Consider the following 16,603-nt stretch of genomic DNA (forward strand, 5'->3'; position numbering starts at 1 on the left):
GTTTAGGATATTCTGACCAAAGTTGCACCATAGCCAAAGCGGCTTTTTTGTGTGTCCTGAAAATACTTAATATTTCCCAATTGACTCAAATACTTGTGGATTTCTTTTTTGAGTACCCCATTTCCGATACCATGGATAAAAGAAATTTCATCCATTCCAGAGGCCATTGCATAATTGAGATTTTTTTCAAAAGTATCCATTTGAAGCTTTAACATTTCACTGTTGCTCATCAGGAAGTGGTCTTTGGTCAGTTGTTCAATATGAAGGTCTATTTCTTTCGGAGGTCTTTGGAAAGTGATCTTTGCTTCCTTGGTTTGTGGATTAAGTTCCTCATTGAGTTGCTTGATGTCTATCTCTTTGACCTGATCTGAAACCTTAAAAACATATCCTGATTTATCCAACACGGGAACTATACCTTTGCTTTTGAAAAAAGCTGAAGCTTTAAATTTAAGGCGACGTTCAAAAGACGGCTGGGTTTTTTCGATCTTGGGATGTATTGGAAAAAATTGGATCAATAAGGGAGGCCATTCCTCAAAATCCCGAATTGATTTTTCTCCTAACTTCTTACTGGACCTTGTCTGTATTCTTTCAGCAATGATGGTTTGACTGTTGCCGCCATATACTTCTGAGGCCAAGACCATATACTCCCTTCCGGAATTGTTGCACAAGTAAATGCTGTGGTCTTTGTCATTGATAGGGAGATAGGCCAAAAACAATCCTTCTTCTTTAGCACTTTTTGGGGTTTGCTTGCTGTCGATCTTATCTATAACAGGGGCTTTTTCTCCTCCGAAGTATTGTCCTTCCACTGCGGAAATAATCGCAATTTCATTTTTCATCACGGGAATTCTGAAACCGTCCTCAATTTCTACTTCCACTCTACCACCTGATGATATTTTGGTAATAACTCCCTCTTCGTTGCCATGCAGCAACCTTACCCTGTCTCCTATGTTCATGTGTTCAATGCTTTTTTATAAGTTTCTATCGCCCTTTCCCTGGCAAATTTGTGATCAACCATAGGTTTGGGATAATCTGTGGTCCCATATTCAGGAACCCATTTTTTAATATATTTCAGTTCTTTATCAAACTTCTCTGTCTGGGATTCCGGATTGAAAACCCTGAAATAAGGCTGGGCATCTGTCCCCGTTCCCGCAGCCCATTGCCATCCTCCGTTATTTGATGAAAGTTCAAAGTCCAGTAATTTCTTCGCAAAGTACGCTTCTCCCCATCGCCAATCAATCAAAAGATGTTTTGTCAAAAAACTTGCCACAATCATCCGTACCCTATTGTGCATGTAGCCTGTGGAATTCAATTCCCGCATTCCTGCATCCACGATAGGGTATCCTGTCTTTCCTTCACACCATTTTGTGAAATCTTCCTCTGAATTTCTCCAGGGAATTTGATCGTATTGTGGTTTAAACGCCCTGTCCACAACTTTCGGATTGTGGTACAAAATCATCATATAAAACTCCCTCCAGATCAATTCATTCAGAAAGGTGCTGTTTAATTGGACGGCTTCCAATGCAAGTTTTCGCACGCTTATAGTTCCGAATCTTAAATGAATTCCAAGTCTACTTGTGCCTTTTTGTGCGGGAAAGTTTCTCAGTGCGTCATATTTTTTGATCAAAGGCTTATCTATTTCCAAGGGGGGGATTTCTATATCGGATTTTTCAAACCCCATTTCTTCTAACGTTGGAATCGGAATAGGGTCTGACTTGAAAAAATTGTTTTTCTTTTTATCCAACAGCAATAGTTGGATAGATGACTTATTGAACTTGTCTAACCATACCCTGCTATATGGAGTGAATACTTTATAGAACTCACCGCTTCCATTGACTATTTCTTCTTTTTCAAAAATGACTTGATCTTTGAAATCCAAAAGCTGTATTTTATTTTCTTTCAGAAGATTTTTTAATTCAGCATCTCTTTCTTTTGCATAAGGTTCATAATCCCTGTTGGTGTATACATTTTGAATGTCATAGTTTGACATCAGATCCTTGTAGATTTCCAAGGGTCTGCCATATTTGACCATTATGGCGCTTCCAAATTCTTTCAGTTGATCACTCAGATTTTTGATCTGCGCATGTATAAAACCAACCCTAGCATCATGCTTCTCTTCCAGTTTTTCAAGGATGTTTTGATCAAAAATGAATAACGGTAAAACATTTTTTTCTTGGGAATAGGCATAATATAGCCCGGTGTTATCCTCTAACCTTAAATCACGTCTAAACCAAAATATGCTAACTTTTTCCATTTTCTTTTACATGTTTTTAGGCGGATTTGTCATCCGCAATCCAAATCATATTTAGGATGATTAAATCAAATATGGTTTAATTAATCAATTTGCATCGGATGTAGGCAAATGCATGTCAATTTACTATCCATAAATATCCAACCCGACTGATGGGCAGGTATCCAAAAATATCAGATGTATTAGGATTGGATAAAATTGATCAATTTCATGATTTTGGATAACCACTTTATTAATTACCCAAGCAGTGGAATTGTTTCAATCTTCATCCTCTTTTCTTAAATTTTTATTGGGCTGATCCATTTGGTAATCCAAATTACTAATTCGCTTATCAAGGTCATTTAAGGGTATAGATTTCCAGTCCATTTCTTCCTCAAACTGATATCTTAAAAAGTCATCAGTGTCATTTATTCTCAGTTTTTCACGTTCTTTACTTTTTATTTTATCCCACAATTCGCCAAAGGAATTAAAGGCTAAATTTTGGGATACAGAAACACCGTATGTGGCGACATTTCTAGCCAAGGAAAGGGACGTAAAGGTATTGAAGTTATTGCGGTTATAAATCCGCATTCTGTAGCGACCATCCTCTGTCAGCAGGTATTCTGCCTGCCAATCACCTGCGATACTGTTCAGGTCGGCATTGCCCTGAAGATCCGTAAAACCGCCATCACGGGTGACCCTCAACCTACCATCCAGAAATGTATATGCTACCCGTAATTGGAATGTTTCAAGGGCATTTTGATCTAGATTTGCAAGGTCAATATCCACCTCTAGGTTTTGGTCTACCTGGGCTATGAAACTGTTCAGCTGAGATGATAATAGTTGACTGAGGTTGGAAGTGGCAATATTGCTGACACCACTGAATTGGCCTTCAGGTGAAAGTGAACGCATCATGATGACTGAAAAAACCTGACGGTTTTTCTCCTGCTCGTCATTGGCAATCCTATTTTGAAATGCTGAAATATAAGTCTGCACATTACCTTCAGAAGGGAACTCTCCGAAGTCAAAATTGAAAGTAATATCTGGGGAAAGCAATTTGCCCTTCAAGTCCATATTTACTTTTAGTGGCCATCTCCTTCTCATTTGAGGATCTTCAAGTGAGGCATTTTGGTTCGTTTGTAGGTTCTGCAAAGAAACACTTTCCTGATAATAAGCCCTGAGGTCCATTATTCCTTCATAAGGATCCCCAAACCAGGAAATCCGACCACCCGGCTGTACAATAAACTCTCTTCTGATTATGTTGTAAAGTGAAAAATTATATTTGGCTTCGGTGATTTCATAATTGCCTTGCATGGAAAAATTACCTTGGGTATCTATGTTCATAGTCAGCACTCCTCTGCCCCGACCTTGGATATTTTCACCTGTTCTTGGGTCAATTTGGATTTCTGTATAGGCATCAGGAGTAATGTCAAAAACAAAGTTCATGCGTACATTCTGAATGGCAAGCTTTTCAACAGTCTCCTGGGGTTCGACCATCTTGACAGTATCCCTTACATTGATAATCGTGATAAAGTCTTCTTGTGCTTGCACACTGGTAGAACCAAAAGGAATAAATATTCTGGTGCTCGGCTGTGATGTCGCTCTTGCAGTGATGTCTAGGTTGTTGGCAGCTCCAAAAATATCAAGACTACCCGTTACATAGGCTGTTCCATAGAAAACCTCGTTGTCCCGGGCGCCTGTGTTTAGCACTTGGAAATTTTCAAGGTTAGTGCTGATATCCAAAATTAAATCAGAAAAGTAATCATGTGAAATGCCACCTCGCATCCTCGCCCTGTTTCCATTGGTATCCAAAATATTGAGCTCTCTGAAATTGATCTCGCTGGGATTGAATACCAAATTGCCATCAATGGTGTAGAATGTGTTGAGGTAGTTGACCCTAAGTCTGCCGGCATTTACTTTACCAGTTCCCGTTACAATTGGAAACTGTAAAGAACCTTCTATATCGAAAACCCCGGTGACAGTCCCTCCCAAATTGGTAATATAGTCTGACAGGAAAGGTTCAAGAATAGTAAGATTAGCTTCATTCAAATTGGCCTTTAATTCCAATTGATCATCTTCACTTCCCAAATAGCCTTTGATGGAAATGACATCTTTACCCTCTCTTGTATTTGTCAATTCCAAGTTGACCAGCTTATCTGCAAAATATGTTGCTGCTTCAATATTCCCTACAAGAAAACTATTGATATAAAGATCATCTATATTCAGCTGACCATTGATTCCGAAGGTTTCATAAAAATCTGTCAACCCAAAATTACCATTAGCAGTTCCTTCAAATTCCTTTACACTTAGGGTATTGAAAAAGTCCAGGTTTACATCTTTTATTTCTAGTCCAAGAACATCTTCAGGGTCTGGACTGACTGTTCCGTTGAGTGCAATGAATTGTTGATTGTTATAAAGTTTTATATTGTCAAATAGAAAAGATTTATTGGCAATGTAGATACTGTTTTCCGGATCAAAACTCCAGCTTTTATCCAAAATTTTCAATTCGGAAGGTTCAAAAATGATAGTGGTATGGTCGGGATAAATTTTAATTTCATTTTTGATCCTGACGTAGCTGCCTGTGGCCAATTGATCCTGCGAATAGCTGAAATCTATATTTGATTCATCCCAAATCGCCTCTATGGCCAAGTCGTTGAAGGTTAGACCCGTATTCAGTTCCTGTTTTTTAGAAAAAATATAAAATGACGCCAATACTTCATTGCTATTGTTGATTTTGGAAGTGTTGAAATCAAGGTTGGTGTTAAAAAGAAAATTTCCATCAAAATAAATACTGTCAATGCTTGAAAAGAAATTGAGTACGGCATTGTCAGGAGTCTGGTAAAATGCACCCTCTATCAAGGTGTTTTTGGAAATAGTTGCCCTTGGTTCCAATAGGTTAATTATAGGATTGATGTCCAGGAAATTAAGGTTGATGTCTATGCTGTAGGGTTCAGGACTCTTATAAGTTCTAAGAGAAGCTTTTTCTTCTGAATTGGTCAAAATGGAAAAATATTCCATGCTGAGATTTTGGACATCAGTCAGTAATTGTTGGACTTTGAAATTTCCTGAAATCCCTGCCACCAACAAATCTGAATTAAAGGAAATCACCCTTGACTCATCGGTAAATAATGATTGGAAAAAGAAATTGTCTACATACAAATTCCTGCCTTCATAGCTGAGCTTCACATCGCTGAAACGTGCTATTCCTTCTATATCATCCAAAGTAATGCCTTTGGTATCGATGTCTATATTGCCACTTACAAAACCATCATTTTCAATATATTTAAGTTCTTTTAGAAAGGCGGTATCCAATTTGACATTTAACCGGATAGAATCCTTGCCATCCCTGACATCAAGGACTCCTCTTGCCTCACCCTTTAAATTGGGATCATTGACAACAATCTGTCCTCTGAACAGGTCCCTGCCATAGGTAGCGTCGGTTTGGATATTTACATAATTGTAGCCTTTGATGCCGGCACTTTTGATACTTGCATCCACTTCAAGAATGAATGTTTCAAGGTTAAGTCCTGTACCTTTTATCCTGCCTGTCATGGTGACTTTTTGGAATCTTTCTCTATCATCTAGAAGGATTCCCAAATCAAGATTTTTGGTTTCCAATCGGCCATTGAATGTCGGTTCGCCCTGATCTGATCTGAAATTCAATCGGCCAATAACATCTCCAATACCTGTTCTGAAGTTTCCATTCGCAGTGAAAAAATGTAAGTATCCAGAAAAATCTGAATCAAATCGGATGTCCCTGAATTTGTTCAGGTCCTGCTTTGCTTCCTCACTGATATAAGGTGCCAGGTCATTGCTGTTCAATACTGAATTCAACAGAGACATTTGAAAAAAAGTATTGTCAATATCAGGTAATCCTTCAATTTGGAATTTCCCAAACAATGCGCTCCTTTGTCCAAATCTTATCAACAATTCTTCTGATGAAAGATCTTGAACAGTACCTTCAATGTCTCCACTTAGAAAAATCCTGTCCTCAAAATCCGGAATCTGATCCGTGAAATATTTAAGATCCTGAATATCCAAAACGGATTCATCCAACCGGGCCAAGATCATCACCTCTTCATTGAAATTGGACAAAGATCCCGCTGAATCATAGCTAAACTTGAGATAATTCTTGATTTCCGTCTTATTTGAACGCAAAAATAACTTGTCAAACTCCATATAGGTGGGAGCGTAGGTAAAATCTGTTTTCAGTTGTTGAAATACTAACCCTGAGGTAGATTCTAAGCCCCTTAGATAATTCACCTTCATGCCAATGGTGGATCCCTCGGTATAAAAATCATCTGCGTCTGCCACTAGATCTCGGAATAAAAGATTGTTATAATCAAACCCTTCTATGATTGGTACAGCGTTGTAATTGATGATATCCAAGGATGTATTTTTGAAATAAATGTTGCTAATGGAGAATTTACCTGACTTTTTGGTAGGATCTTTTTTGGCAGGAAGCAGATCATTGATCTTACTGAAGAATTCGGCAATATTGAGATATGATTCATCGGTATGGAAAAGTAAGCGAACATTCCCATTTTCCATTTTTATCTGATCGAGAGAGGGGTTTTCACGATCAAAAAGACCTCCAATAGAAAAATCAATATATACTTCTTCCAAATCTACCATCAGACTATCTCGATGGTCGTAAATGACCACATCATTGAGGCTGATAGCATCCCACCATCTGATTCTTACTTTTGATATGCTGGTTTCAAAGCCGGTGTTTTTACTGATATAGCCAGTCAAAGCCTTGCTTACTTGTGTTTGTACATAGGGGATTTGAAGGGAAGCCGCTATTAACAATATTCCAAGCAAAATGAAAAGAACCAACCTGAAGATGACCCTTAAGGCTTTCAGTATTTTTTCCGTAACTTTCGGGTTCTTTTCCAAGGAATAATTGAAATGAGGATAAATATTCTGGCCATTGAATCATCCTGTGATGAAACGTCGGCAGCGGTAATTTCTGATGGCAAAATACTTAATAATATTATCGCCACGCAATCTGTACACGAAAAATATGGGGGGGTAGTTCCTGAACTTGCTTCCCGTGCCCATCAGCAACACCTGATTCCCGTTATCCATGAAGCCATCCAATCTTCTGGTATAGACAAATCCCAACTTTCAGCCATTGCCTTTACCAAGGGACCCGGATTATTAGGCTCTTTATTAGTTGGTGTTTCATTTGCTAAGTCTTTTGCCTATGCATTGGGATTGCCTTTGATTGAAGTCAACCACATGCAAGCCCATATCCTTGCTCATTTTATTGATGACCCAAAACCTAATTTTCCATTTATCTGCTTGACAGTAAGTGGTGGCCATACGCAATTGGTGCTGGTAAAGGATTTTCTCAATATGGAAATCATAGGAGAAACCACCGATGACGCTGTTGGAGAGGCCTTTGATAAAACTGCTAAGTTATTGGGCTTACCGTATCCCGGTGGCCCTTTGATAGACAAATATGCCAAGGAAGGCAATCCCGAAGCTTTCAGGTTTCCGGTATCTGATATGTCGGGATTAAACTTTTCCTTCAGTGGAATTAAAACTGCCGTATTGTACTTTCTTAGAGATAGGATCAAAGAAAACCCTTCCTTTATAGAAGATAATTTAGCGGATATCTGTGCTTCGATTCAATTTACACTTATAAAAATGCTGATGCAGAAACTGAAAAAAGCTTCAAAAGAATATCAGATCATAGAAATAGCCATAGCAGGGGGTGTTTCGGCCAATTCAGGTTTGAGGAATGAGTTAGCCAATGTAGCCAAAAAATCTGGATGGAACATTTATATCCCAAAATTCGAATATTGCACAGATAATGCCGCAATGATAGCCATGGCTGCTCATTACAAGTTTCTGAAGGGAGAGTTCAGCGATTTGGAAGTGGTACCTGAAGCGAGGATGAAGCTGTAGCGTTCAGTTTGAAGTGTTCAGTTCTCAGTAGCGGGTAGAGTTCAGTTTGAAGGAGGAAGTTTCAGTAGACAGTCAGTGTGGGCAGTGTTCAGTTGCGGTGGGCAGGGTTAGAGAAGCAATTAGAAGAGAATCGAGTTAACTAGATCATGACAGTGAAAAAAAATAAATTTGATAAGATCATCAATATCCGAAATAAAAAGGCAAGCCATGAATTTGAGTTTGTCGATACTTATGTAGCGGGATTGATGCTGACAGGAACCGAAATAAAATCAGTCAGAGAAGCAAAGGTCTCTTTGACAGAAGCCTATTGTTACTTTAGAAGGGGCGAACTGTATATAAAGCAAATGCATATCGCTCCGTATTCCATGGCGGCAAGTTACAACCATGATTCAGTCAGAGAAAGAAAGCTCTTGCTAAACAAAAAAGAACTCGATAAATTGGAATCCAAGTTTTCTGAAAAAGGTCTATCTATCATTCCTGTCAGGATTTTTATCAATAACAAAGGTTTGGCAAAATTGGAGATAGCACTTGCTAAGGGTAAGAAACTGCACGATAAAAGACAAGACATAAAGGAAAAAGACGTAAAAAGGGAAATGAACCGAATTGAATTCTAAAACAATCCCTTTACACAGCTCGTTTTTCCGTTCAAAGAGAGAATAAATCAATTATGGAGAAACGTGTTTTGGTATTGAATTTAGACCATAGCCCAGTTGCCGTAGTCACCGTGCAAAAGGCGCTCGTTTTGACTTTTATGGATAAAGTAAGCTGCCTGAGTTTTTATGAATCTTTGGTAGTAAGGACTGTTTCAAGGGAATTCAGGTATCCAGCAGTTATCCGTCTCAACCAATACAAAAACATACCCTACAAAGGTGTGTTACTCAACAGGACCAATCTTTTCAGACGTGATAGCAACGAATGTCAATATTGCGGTTCCAAAAAGCAATTGACAATTGATCATATCATTCCCCGATCAAAAGGTGGAAAAACTAATTGGACCAATCTTATCACTGCCTGTCATCGCTGCAATGTGATAAAAGGGGACAAAACCCCAGATCAGGCAGGGATGCTTTTGAAAACAGAACCTTTTCGACCCACTTTAGGATTTTTTTTGGCAGAGTATGCAGAAAGACATGCTGAGGAATGGATGCCGTTTTTGGAGCTCAGGACAGTTTAGGTTTTGGACAATTTGTTTTGTTTGATAATATGATTTGAATTTCATTCTTTAGGAATGGTTATTGTCTTGATTCTCAGTAAAAAAAAATAGGTTTTGATCAGATCCAAAAGTAAATATCAGGTTGGGAGTAAGGTCATCATGGGCTTCGTTCTTGCAGCCTTCTTGGTCATTGGTGTCAGTTTGGTGACTTATTTCAGTATCAGTAAATTATTGAACACGGTCGAAAACTTATCAGAGCCAAATGAAAAACTCCGTCAAATCAATGGCCTCATGGCTGATGTATATCTTTTGGATATGTCCAAAACGGAGAGAACTTCCGACAAAGATTCTGTTTTGGAGGAAACCTTGGATAGGGTAAAAAAAAGACTGGATTGGTTGAATCAAAATTCTAAAGATTCCGAGGAGGTGCAAACTTTTGAAAGAATTGGGTTGAACATCAGTGAATTGATGGTAGTATATGCCGGTTTGGAAGAATTGAGGTATAATCTCACCAACAGAAATTTCAGTGAGGAAGCTCTTATCAATATTGAAAGAAGAATTCAGCGACAGGATGAGTTGAATGAAATGCAATTTTTAGGAAAAATAAAAGACAGGGATTTCCTTTCTGAAATATCACCAAGAAGTCAACAGGAAAATAGAAATGCAGTAAATGAGAATAGATCTGTATCACCATCTGTTAAATCTGAAATAGAAGAAAGCCTCATTGAAATCGTAAGGGATTTTGAAGAATCCAGAAATTTGGATTCAATTTCGAAAATAGCAAATACTGAGTCGACGCTTCTCGCACTGCGTAGTTTTGTTGCAGGAATGTATCAAGACGAGCAAAAGCTTCAGGAGAATTTTGTCCAGATTGAAAGTAGGCTTTTGGATAAAAACAAAGAGGTTTTTTCCCAGATTCAGGATCTGATCTCCAAAATGCAAGGTGATTTGCTGATAGAATATAAAAGTCAAAATCAATCAGCATATGATCTTACCTATAGAGTTTCTTTTATTTTGGCACTGTTGGTATTTTTAGGAGTTGTAGGTTCCCTTGGTTTGGTTTATAGTATTCTGAATGAAGTCAAAAAAGCAAATACATACAGAGAAAAGCTTGAAGAAGCCAAAAAACAATCAGATAATCTCGCCAAAGCAAAACAGGATTTTTTGGCCAATATGAGCCATGAGATTAGAAATCCACTACATGCTATCCAAGGATATCAAAATGCATTGGAGCAATCGGACATTTCCGATCAGCAAAAGGAATTTGTAAAAATGATAGGCTTTGCTTCGGATACTTTGATTTCAATCGTCAACGACATTCTGGATTTTTCTAAACTTGAGGCAGGTAAAATACAAATTGAACAACAGCCTTTTGACCCTTTCAAGCTTTTTTTATCCATCAAAAGTTTTTTTGCTTTTAAAGCCGAAGAGAAGAAATTGTATTTTGACTGGACAATTGATTTGCCCAAAGACAAATGGCTTATTGGAGATCAGTTACGGATCAATCAGATCATGAGTAATCTTTTGAGCAATGCCATCAAATTCACCCAGGAAGGGGGGATTGAGGTAAATGTCAGATTCGATTCAGCAAAAAAACTTCTGATTCTGATCAAGGATACAGGAATGGGAATGACCCAGGAAGTCAAGGAAAATATTTTTCAGGAATTTAAGCAGGGTGATACTTCTATCACCAGAAAATTCGGTGGAACCGGTTTAGGATTGTCAATTATCAAAAAACTGATTGATCTGCAAAAAGGTAAAGTGGAAGTTGAAAGTAAATTGGGAGTTGGCACAATCATTACAGTTGAGTTGCCAATACAATTGACAGAAGTAGGATTAAAGGTACTTGATAAGGAAGATGCTTTGGTATATACTTTGGTAGATAAAAAGATTTTAGTGGTTGATGATGATGCTATTGGATTAAAACTCATCAAATTACTTTTGGAGTCAAAAGGTGCCAAAGTGGAGGAATATCTTGGGGGGTTGAATTTCAAAAATAACTATCCTAACACTGATTTTGACCTTGCCATTCTTGATATTCAGATGCCCGAGATAAGTGGTTTCGAAGTCTTAAAAATTTTGAAATCTAATTTTACAAACTCCCCAAAACCTGTATTAGCCATGTCCGCCAATGTATTTGCGGATGAAAAGAAAGCACTGACCGAAGCAGGTTTTAATGCTTTACTATTGAAACCCTTCAATGAAAAACAGCTCTTATCTAGTATTGGAAAATTGGTGACTCTTGTTGGGAGCAAATCAGGACAAGATGAGATTATCAAAACTGTTGGAGAAAATGAATCAGATAGTTCCTATGATCTTTCTGATTTAATGAAGTTTTGTATGGGAGATGAAGAAATGCTTCGGGAGGTTCTTTTGGATTTGATCAACATAACCGAAGCAGATTTAAAGCAATTAGAAACCGCAACTTCTTTACAGAACCTTAACAAAGTAAGGGAAATTACCCATCAGCTTTCAAGTCGATTGGCTCAGATTAGAATTGGTGCATGGTCTAAAGCAAAAAATATAGAGATGTCACTCAAAAATGGGAATTCTGAGGGGATTGAAAATCAGGTCAATGATTTGATAGTTGAAATTACATTGGCCATGGAAAAAATTAAATCTGATTTAAACCAACCTGTCAAGAGTTAATTGGTCGAATAGCATACTTTTCCATTTTATTATAGAGAGTCTTTCTGTCTATACCCAAAAGTTTTGCTGCTTTGGTTTTATTGAATTTCACTTTTTCCAAGGTTTTTATGATCAATTCCTTTTCATGGCTGTTCAAGGAATTTTTTATTTCCAGTTCATCCGGAAGCAAATGATCAATTTTACTTACTCTCGTTAATTCTTCCGGTAATATATCCTGATCAATGAATTCAGCTTGGCAAAGCAATACTGATCTACGGATAATATTTTTCAATTCCCTCAGATTTCCAGGCCAAGGATATTTTTTAAAAATCTTTTCCACACCAGGAGAAAATCCCTTTACATTCTTCCCAAGTTTGAGATTGCTTTGAGTCAAAAAATTTTGAGCAAAAATCATCAAGTCCTCTCCGCGTTCCCTTAGAGGAAGTGCAGTAATGCTGAATTCATTGAGGCGGTGGTACAAGTCTTCTCTAAATTCGCCTTCCTTTACCTGAATCTGAAGGTCTTCATTGGTAGCGGCGATGACCCGGACATCAATTGGAATTTCAGTGTTACTACCAGTCTTTTTGATTGTTTTTTCTTGGAGTGCTCTCAATAATTTGATTTGAATGTCATAGCTGAGGTTGCCAATCTCGTCCAATAAAATGGTCCCGCCTTTCGCAGTTTCGAAATGTCCGGTTCTTGTGTCTGTAGCTCCGGTAAATGCACCCTTGATATGCCCAAATAGCTCACTTCCAGCCAGTTCATTGGACAATGCGCCACAATCTACAGCGATGAATGGACCGGCATTTCTATTGGATAGGAGGTGGATTTTTTTGGATATGTATTCTTTTCCCGTGCCTGTTTCACCAAGTACAATTACACTGAGGTCCGTAGGCGCTACCAATGAAATATACGCTTCAAGTTTCTGAGAGGCTTCAATATTGCCAATGATGTAATCATCCTTTGTAGTTTCAGGTGAAGTCATTGACCTCGGTCTAGGATCCTCCGAAAGTGTTTCCTTCACAGTGGCCAATAATTCATCGGGGTTGATGGGTTTGGTAATGTATTCTACAGCACCGATCTTCATTGCTTTGACAGCAATCCTGATATCAGAATAATTGGTAATCAGGATAACAGGAATGGGTTTGGACAGGGAATTACTAAAGTTCAAAATATCCAAACCTGTACCATCAGGAAGCCTATAATCAGTGATAATCAGATTGACTTGGTTGGTATTTAGGAAAGAAATGCTTTCAGCAATCTTTTCTTTTGAGACGATTTCAAAACCATTTTTATCCAGAAAATTCTTAATGATTCTGGAATAGCTGATATCATCTTCTACCAATAAAATTTTTCGCATGCGAGAATAAAAATTTTAACTAAAAGTAGACAAAAATAAAGCACCGGGAAAGGACCCGGTGCTTTTAAGTAATCAATAGGGCAAAAGATTATACTTGGGTATCTTCTATTACATTACCCTGAGTATCGTATTTTCTAACAAAATCCTCACCACCCATGTCAAAAGTGACTTTGTAATGGACTTCTCCTTCTTCTTCAATATGCCATGCCTCTTTGATGGTCAAGGCAGCAGCAGTGTCGTCTTTTTCAATTGCATTTTTCAACACCTCAGGAAGATTCTCAAGATCCAATTTGGTTTTTTCACCAGCTACTATCTCAGTTGTGCACAGTTGGATTTCTGAACTGTTTGCAACGAAAGGCGAAAATGCCAAAGCACAGGCAAACATTGCGGGAATCATGATTTTAGTTTTCATTTTTAAATTGGTTTAGTTTAATATAATTGGTTTTTAATTTTATGGTCAGTGTATTTTTTTCTGATTAATCTGTGAAATATTAACCTTATCTATTGTCACGGGTTTTTGTTGACTTGATGTAACTTATTCCTATGGCTAAGATGAATATTTATCCTAGAGAACTAGAATTATTATACACATTGCATATTTCTTACATTGACAGAATCTATACCACTACGAAAAAGGCCCAATGAGCCATTTAAACAAAGTATTCTGAATTTAATGATGTGGAATTTTTGCCCACTTGGGTATAAAATCCTCATAAATCCCCAATTCTGACAGCATGAAATATTTGATGGGTTTCTTGAATTGAAAAAATCATCTCGTGAAATTTGTGAGTTTTGATTGAACCACTGAATTAGAAAAATTTTGTAATAAACGGAAAAATAGACTATTTCATTTAAAGCGCAGGTAGGAGGGGGAGGTACGCAAAATAAAAATTAAATAGAACTTTTTTTACTTCTATTACCTTCTAAAAAAGAGTTAACTTTGTTGACTTAATGAAACCCCCTGTACTGACCCAATGAGTGACCAAATCAAACATGAGTGTGGTATTGCAATGCTAAGGCTAAGAAAAGAGCCGCAGTATTACATTGAAAAATATGGATCTCCCCTGTATGCTCCCAATAGATTGTATGTGCTGATGCAAAAGCAGATCAATAGAGGGCAGGATGGTGCTGGATTGGCAAATATAAAAATCAATACCAAGCCGGGGACACGCTACATCAGTCGTTACAGGTCAATTGAACCACAAGCTGTAAATTATATTTTTGATAAAATTTACAAAAAGTATAAAAAGGCAAAGAAGCAAGGTGGTGAAAAGGGATTGTTTGATGCGGAATGGCTAAAGGAAAATATCGCTTTTTCAGGAGAAGTTTGGTTGGGCCACCTGAGGTATGGTACCCATGGGGAAAACAGCATTGAAACCTGCCACCCATTTTTGAAGCAAAATAACTGGAGAAGCAGGAATCTGGTCATGGCAGGAAATTTCAACATGACAAATGTAGAGGAGCTTTTTGACAGACTTGTCGAATTGGGTCAGCATCCAAAAGAAAAGACGGATACAGTTACTGTCATGGAAAAAATAGGACATTTTTTGGATGAAGAAAACCAACGCATTTTTGATAAATACAAACATCAATACTCCAATGAACAGATCACAGCAGTAATTGAAGACGAACTGGACGTCGCAAGAATCCTTAGGAGATCCTGCAGGGATTTGGATGGAGGATATGCGATGGCAGGTTTGATAGGTAATGGATCAAGTTTTGTGGTAAGGGATCCGACCGGAATAAGACCGGCATATTATTATGCAGATGATGAAATTGTAGTCGTAGCGTCAGAAAAACCTGCGATTAAATCCGCCTTCAACATAGATTACAAGGAGATCAGGGAAATTCAACCTGGTCATGCATTGGTCATCAACAAAGACGGGTCATATGCAGAGCATGAGATCATGCCGGCAAGGGAAAAGAAATCATGTAGCTTTGAAAGGATATATTTTTCAAGAGGTACAGATCCCGATATATATAGAGAAAGAAAATTATTGGGAAAAGCATTGATTCCTCAGGTACTTCAGGCCATAGATTTCGACTTAAAGAATACTGTATTTTCATATATTCCCAATACTGCGGAAACTGCTTTTTTGGGGATGATAGAAGGCTTGGAAGATTACCTCAGTGCCAAAAGAAGAGAAGTGCTTTTAGAGGGGAAACCACACCTTGAAGACTTGGAGGAGCTATTGAATTTCAGGCCCAGGGTTGAAAAATTGGTCAGTAAAGATGTCAAATTAAGAACCTTCATCACCAATGACTCTGACCGGGATGCCATGGTGGCTAATGTTTATGATACCACTTATGAAGTGGTCAGGGCAGGGATAGATACTTTGGTTGTCATAGATGACAGTATTGTACGAGGGACCACTTTGGAAAAGAGTATCCTCACCACATTGGACAAATTGAATCCAAAAAGAATCATCATTGTTTCTTCAGCACCGCAGATCAGGTATCCGGATTGTTATGGAATTGACATGTCCAAACTTAAGGATTTTATTGCTTTTAGAGCAACAATCCAACTGCTTCAAGACCAAGGTTTATCTAATCTTCTAGACGATACCTATGATAAATGCGTAGCCAAACAGGTTTTGACTGAAAATTATGTCAAGGATATTTATGCGCCATTTACTGATCAGGAGATCTCTGATAAAATCGCCGAAATTATCACATCAAAAGAGATCAATGCGCAGGTAAAGGTGATTTATCAGACTGTAGAAAACCTGAATAAATGTATTCCCGACCATCAAGGAGATTGGTATTTTACGGGAGATTTCCCTACAACAGGGGGAATGAGGGTTGTGAATAGAGCTTTTGCCAATTATATGGAAGGAAAAGTAGTCAGAGCTTATTAGTCGTACAAAGTACCGTCCGTTCCGGCAGACAGGTTGTACCGAGCACTATCTATCCCATACGTGGCTTAATCTTTGGGGTATCATACTTTGTACTTTGTACATTAATTCAGATTTTTGATTACTTCTAACAACTCATCGGGATTGATAGGTTTTGAAATAAACGCATCTGCTCCGGCGGCTATGGCTTTGCTTGCTACTTCTTGATCCCCGTATCTGGTAATCAATACTACCTTGGATTCTGGCTGTTTTTCCTTTAGCGTACGAAGTATTTCTATTCCGGTCATGTCAGGAAGTCTGTAATCCAAAACAGCCAGTTTAAAGACGTTTAGCTCCATGAGTTCAAAAGCATCTTTTCCGTTTTGGGCATCCATAACTTCAAACCCATTTTTGGACAAAAATTTGGTCAGCAGTTTGCAGAAAATTACATCATCCTCAACTATCAATATCTTTACATTCATGTT

11 protein-coding genes are annotated in these 16,603 nt (G+C 38.0%); 5 read left to right on the forward strand and 6 right to left on the reverse strand.

Annotation, left to right across the window (positions count from 1 at the left end; genetic code table 11):
- Positions 1-2: 2 nt before the first annotated feature.
- From HMJ38_RS21280 to HMJ38_RS21290, 3 genes are all read right to left on the reverse strand, one after another.
- Complete coding sequence (locus tag HMJ38_RS21280) at positions 3-953, reverse strand: Smr/MutS family protein (RefSeq protein WP_194976464.1); 951 nt, start codon at positions 951-953, stop codon at positions 3-5.
- Complete coding sequence (locus HMJ38_RS21285) at positions 950-2,251, reverse strand: cryptochrome/photolyase family protein (RefSeq protein ID WP_194976465.1); 1,302 nt, start codon at positions 2,249-2,251, stop codon at positions 950-952. The genes HMJ38_RS21280 and HMJ38_RS21285 overlap by 4 nt, the downstream gene beginning before the upstream one ends.
- A 255-nt stretch (positions 2,252-2,506) precedes the next feature.
- Positions 2,507-7,126, reverse strand: a complete 4,620-nt coding sequence (locus tag HMJ38_RS21290; RefSeq protein WP_194976466.1) for a translocation/assembly module TamB domain-containing protein — start codon at positions 7,124-7,126, stop codon at positions 2,507-2,509.
- Positions 7,127-7,138: 12 nt separating this feature from the next.
- On the opposite strand from HMJ38_RS21290, the gene tsaD reads away from it, so the two are divergent.
- The 4 genes from tsaD to HMJ38_RS21310 all read left to right on the forward strand — a co-directional run bounded on the left by tsaD (position 7,139) and on the right by HMJ38_RS21310 (position 11,945).
- A complete protein-coding gene (gene tsaD, locus HMJ38_RS21295; RefSeq protein WP_194976467.1) occupies positions 7,139-8,143 on the forward strand; it encodes a tRNA (adenosine(37)-N6)-threonylcarbamoyltransferase complex transferase subunit TsaD in 1,005 nt (334 codons plus the stop codon).
- Between the two features lie 146 nt (positions 8,144-8,289).
- Positions 8,290-8,757: an SsrA-binding protein SmpB gene (gene smpB, locus HMJ38_RS21300; RefSeq protein WP_194976468.1), complete on the forward strand. Its 468-nt coding sequence runs from the start codon at positions 8,290-8,292 to the stop codon at positions 8,755-8,757.
- 53 nt (positions 8,758-8,810) lie between these two features.
- Positions 8,811-9,317: an HNH endonuclease gene (locus HMJ38_RS21305; protein WP_194976469.1), complete on the forward strand. Its 507-nt coding sequence runs from the start codon at positions 8,811-8,813 to the stop codon at positions 9,315-9,317.
- 93 nt (positions 9,318-9,410) lie between these two features.
- Entirely contained in the window at positions 9,411-11,945 is a 2,535-nt protein-coding gene (locus tag HMJ38_RS21310) for an ATP-binding protein (protein ID WP_228780193.1), read from the forward strand.
- Here HMJ38_RS21310 and HMJ38_RS21315 read toward each other — a convergent pair.
- Both HMJ38_RS21315 and HMJ38_RS21320 read right to left on the reverse strand, forming a co-directional pair.
- A complete protein-coding gene (locus HMJ38_RS21315) occupies positions 11,935-13,284 on the reverse strand; it encodes a sigma-54-dependent transcriptional regulator (RefSeq protein WP_194976470.1) in 1,350 nt (449 codons plus the stop codon). The genes HMJ38_RS21310 and HMJ38_RS21315 overlap by 11 nt on opposite strands.
- 88 nt (positions 13,285-13,372) lie before the next feature.
- Entirely contained in the window at positions 13,373-13,696 is a 324-nt protein-coding gene (locus HMJ38_RS21320; protein ID WP_194976471.1) for a hypothetical protein, read from the reverse strand.
- Positions 13,697-14,258: 562 nt separating this feature from the next.
- Between HMJ38_RS21320 and HMJ38_RS21325 the strand changes: the two genes are divergently transcribed.
- Positions 14,259-16,142, forward strand: coding sequence for an amidophosphoribosyltransferase (locus HMJ38_RS21325; protein WP_194976472.1), 1,884 nt, complete (start codon positions 14,259-14,261; stop codon positions 16,140-16,142).
- A 101-nt stretch (positions 16,143-16,243) separates the two neighbouring features.
- Here HMJ38_RS21325 and HMJ38_RS21330 read toward each other — a convergent pair whose 3' ends face one another.
- Complete coding sequence (locus HMJ38_RS21330) at positions 16,244-16,600, reverse strand: response regulator (protein WP_194976473.1); 357 nt, start codon at positions 16,598-16,600, stop codon at positions 16,244-16,246.
- Positions 16,601-16,603 lie beyond the last annotated feature (3 nt).

The sequence above is a fragment of the Aquiflexum lacus genome (assembly GCF_015476655.1).
In the GTDB taxonomy this organism is placed as follows: domain Bacteria; phylum Bacteroidota; class Bacteroidia; order Cytophagales; family Cyclobacteriaceae; genus Aquiflexum; species Aquiflexum lacus.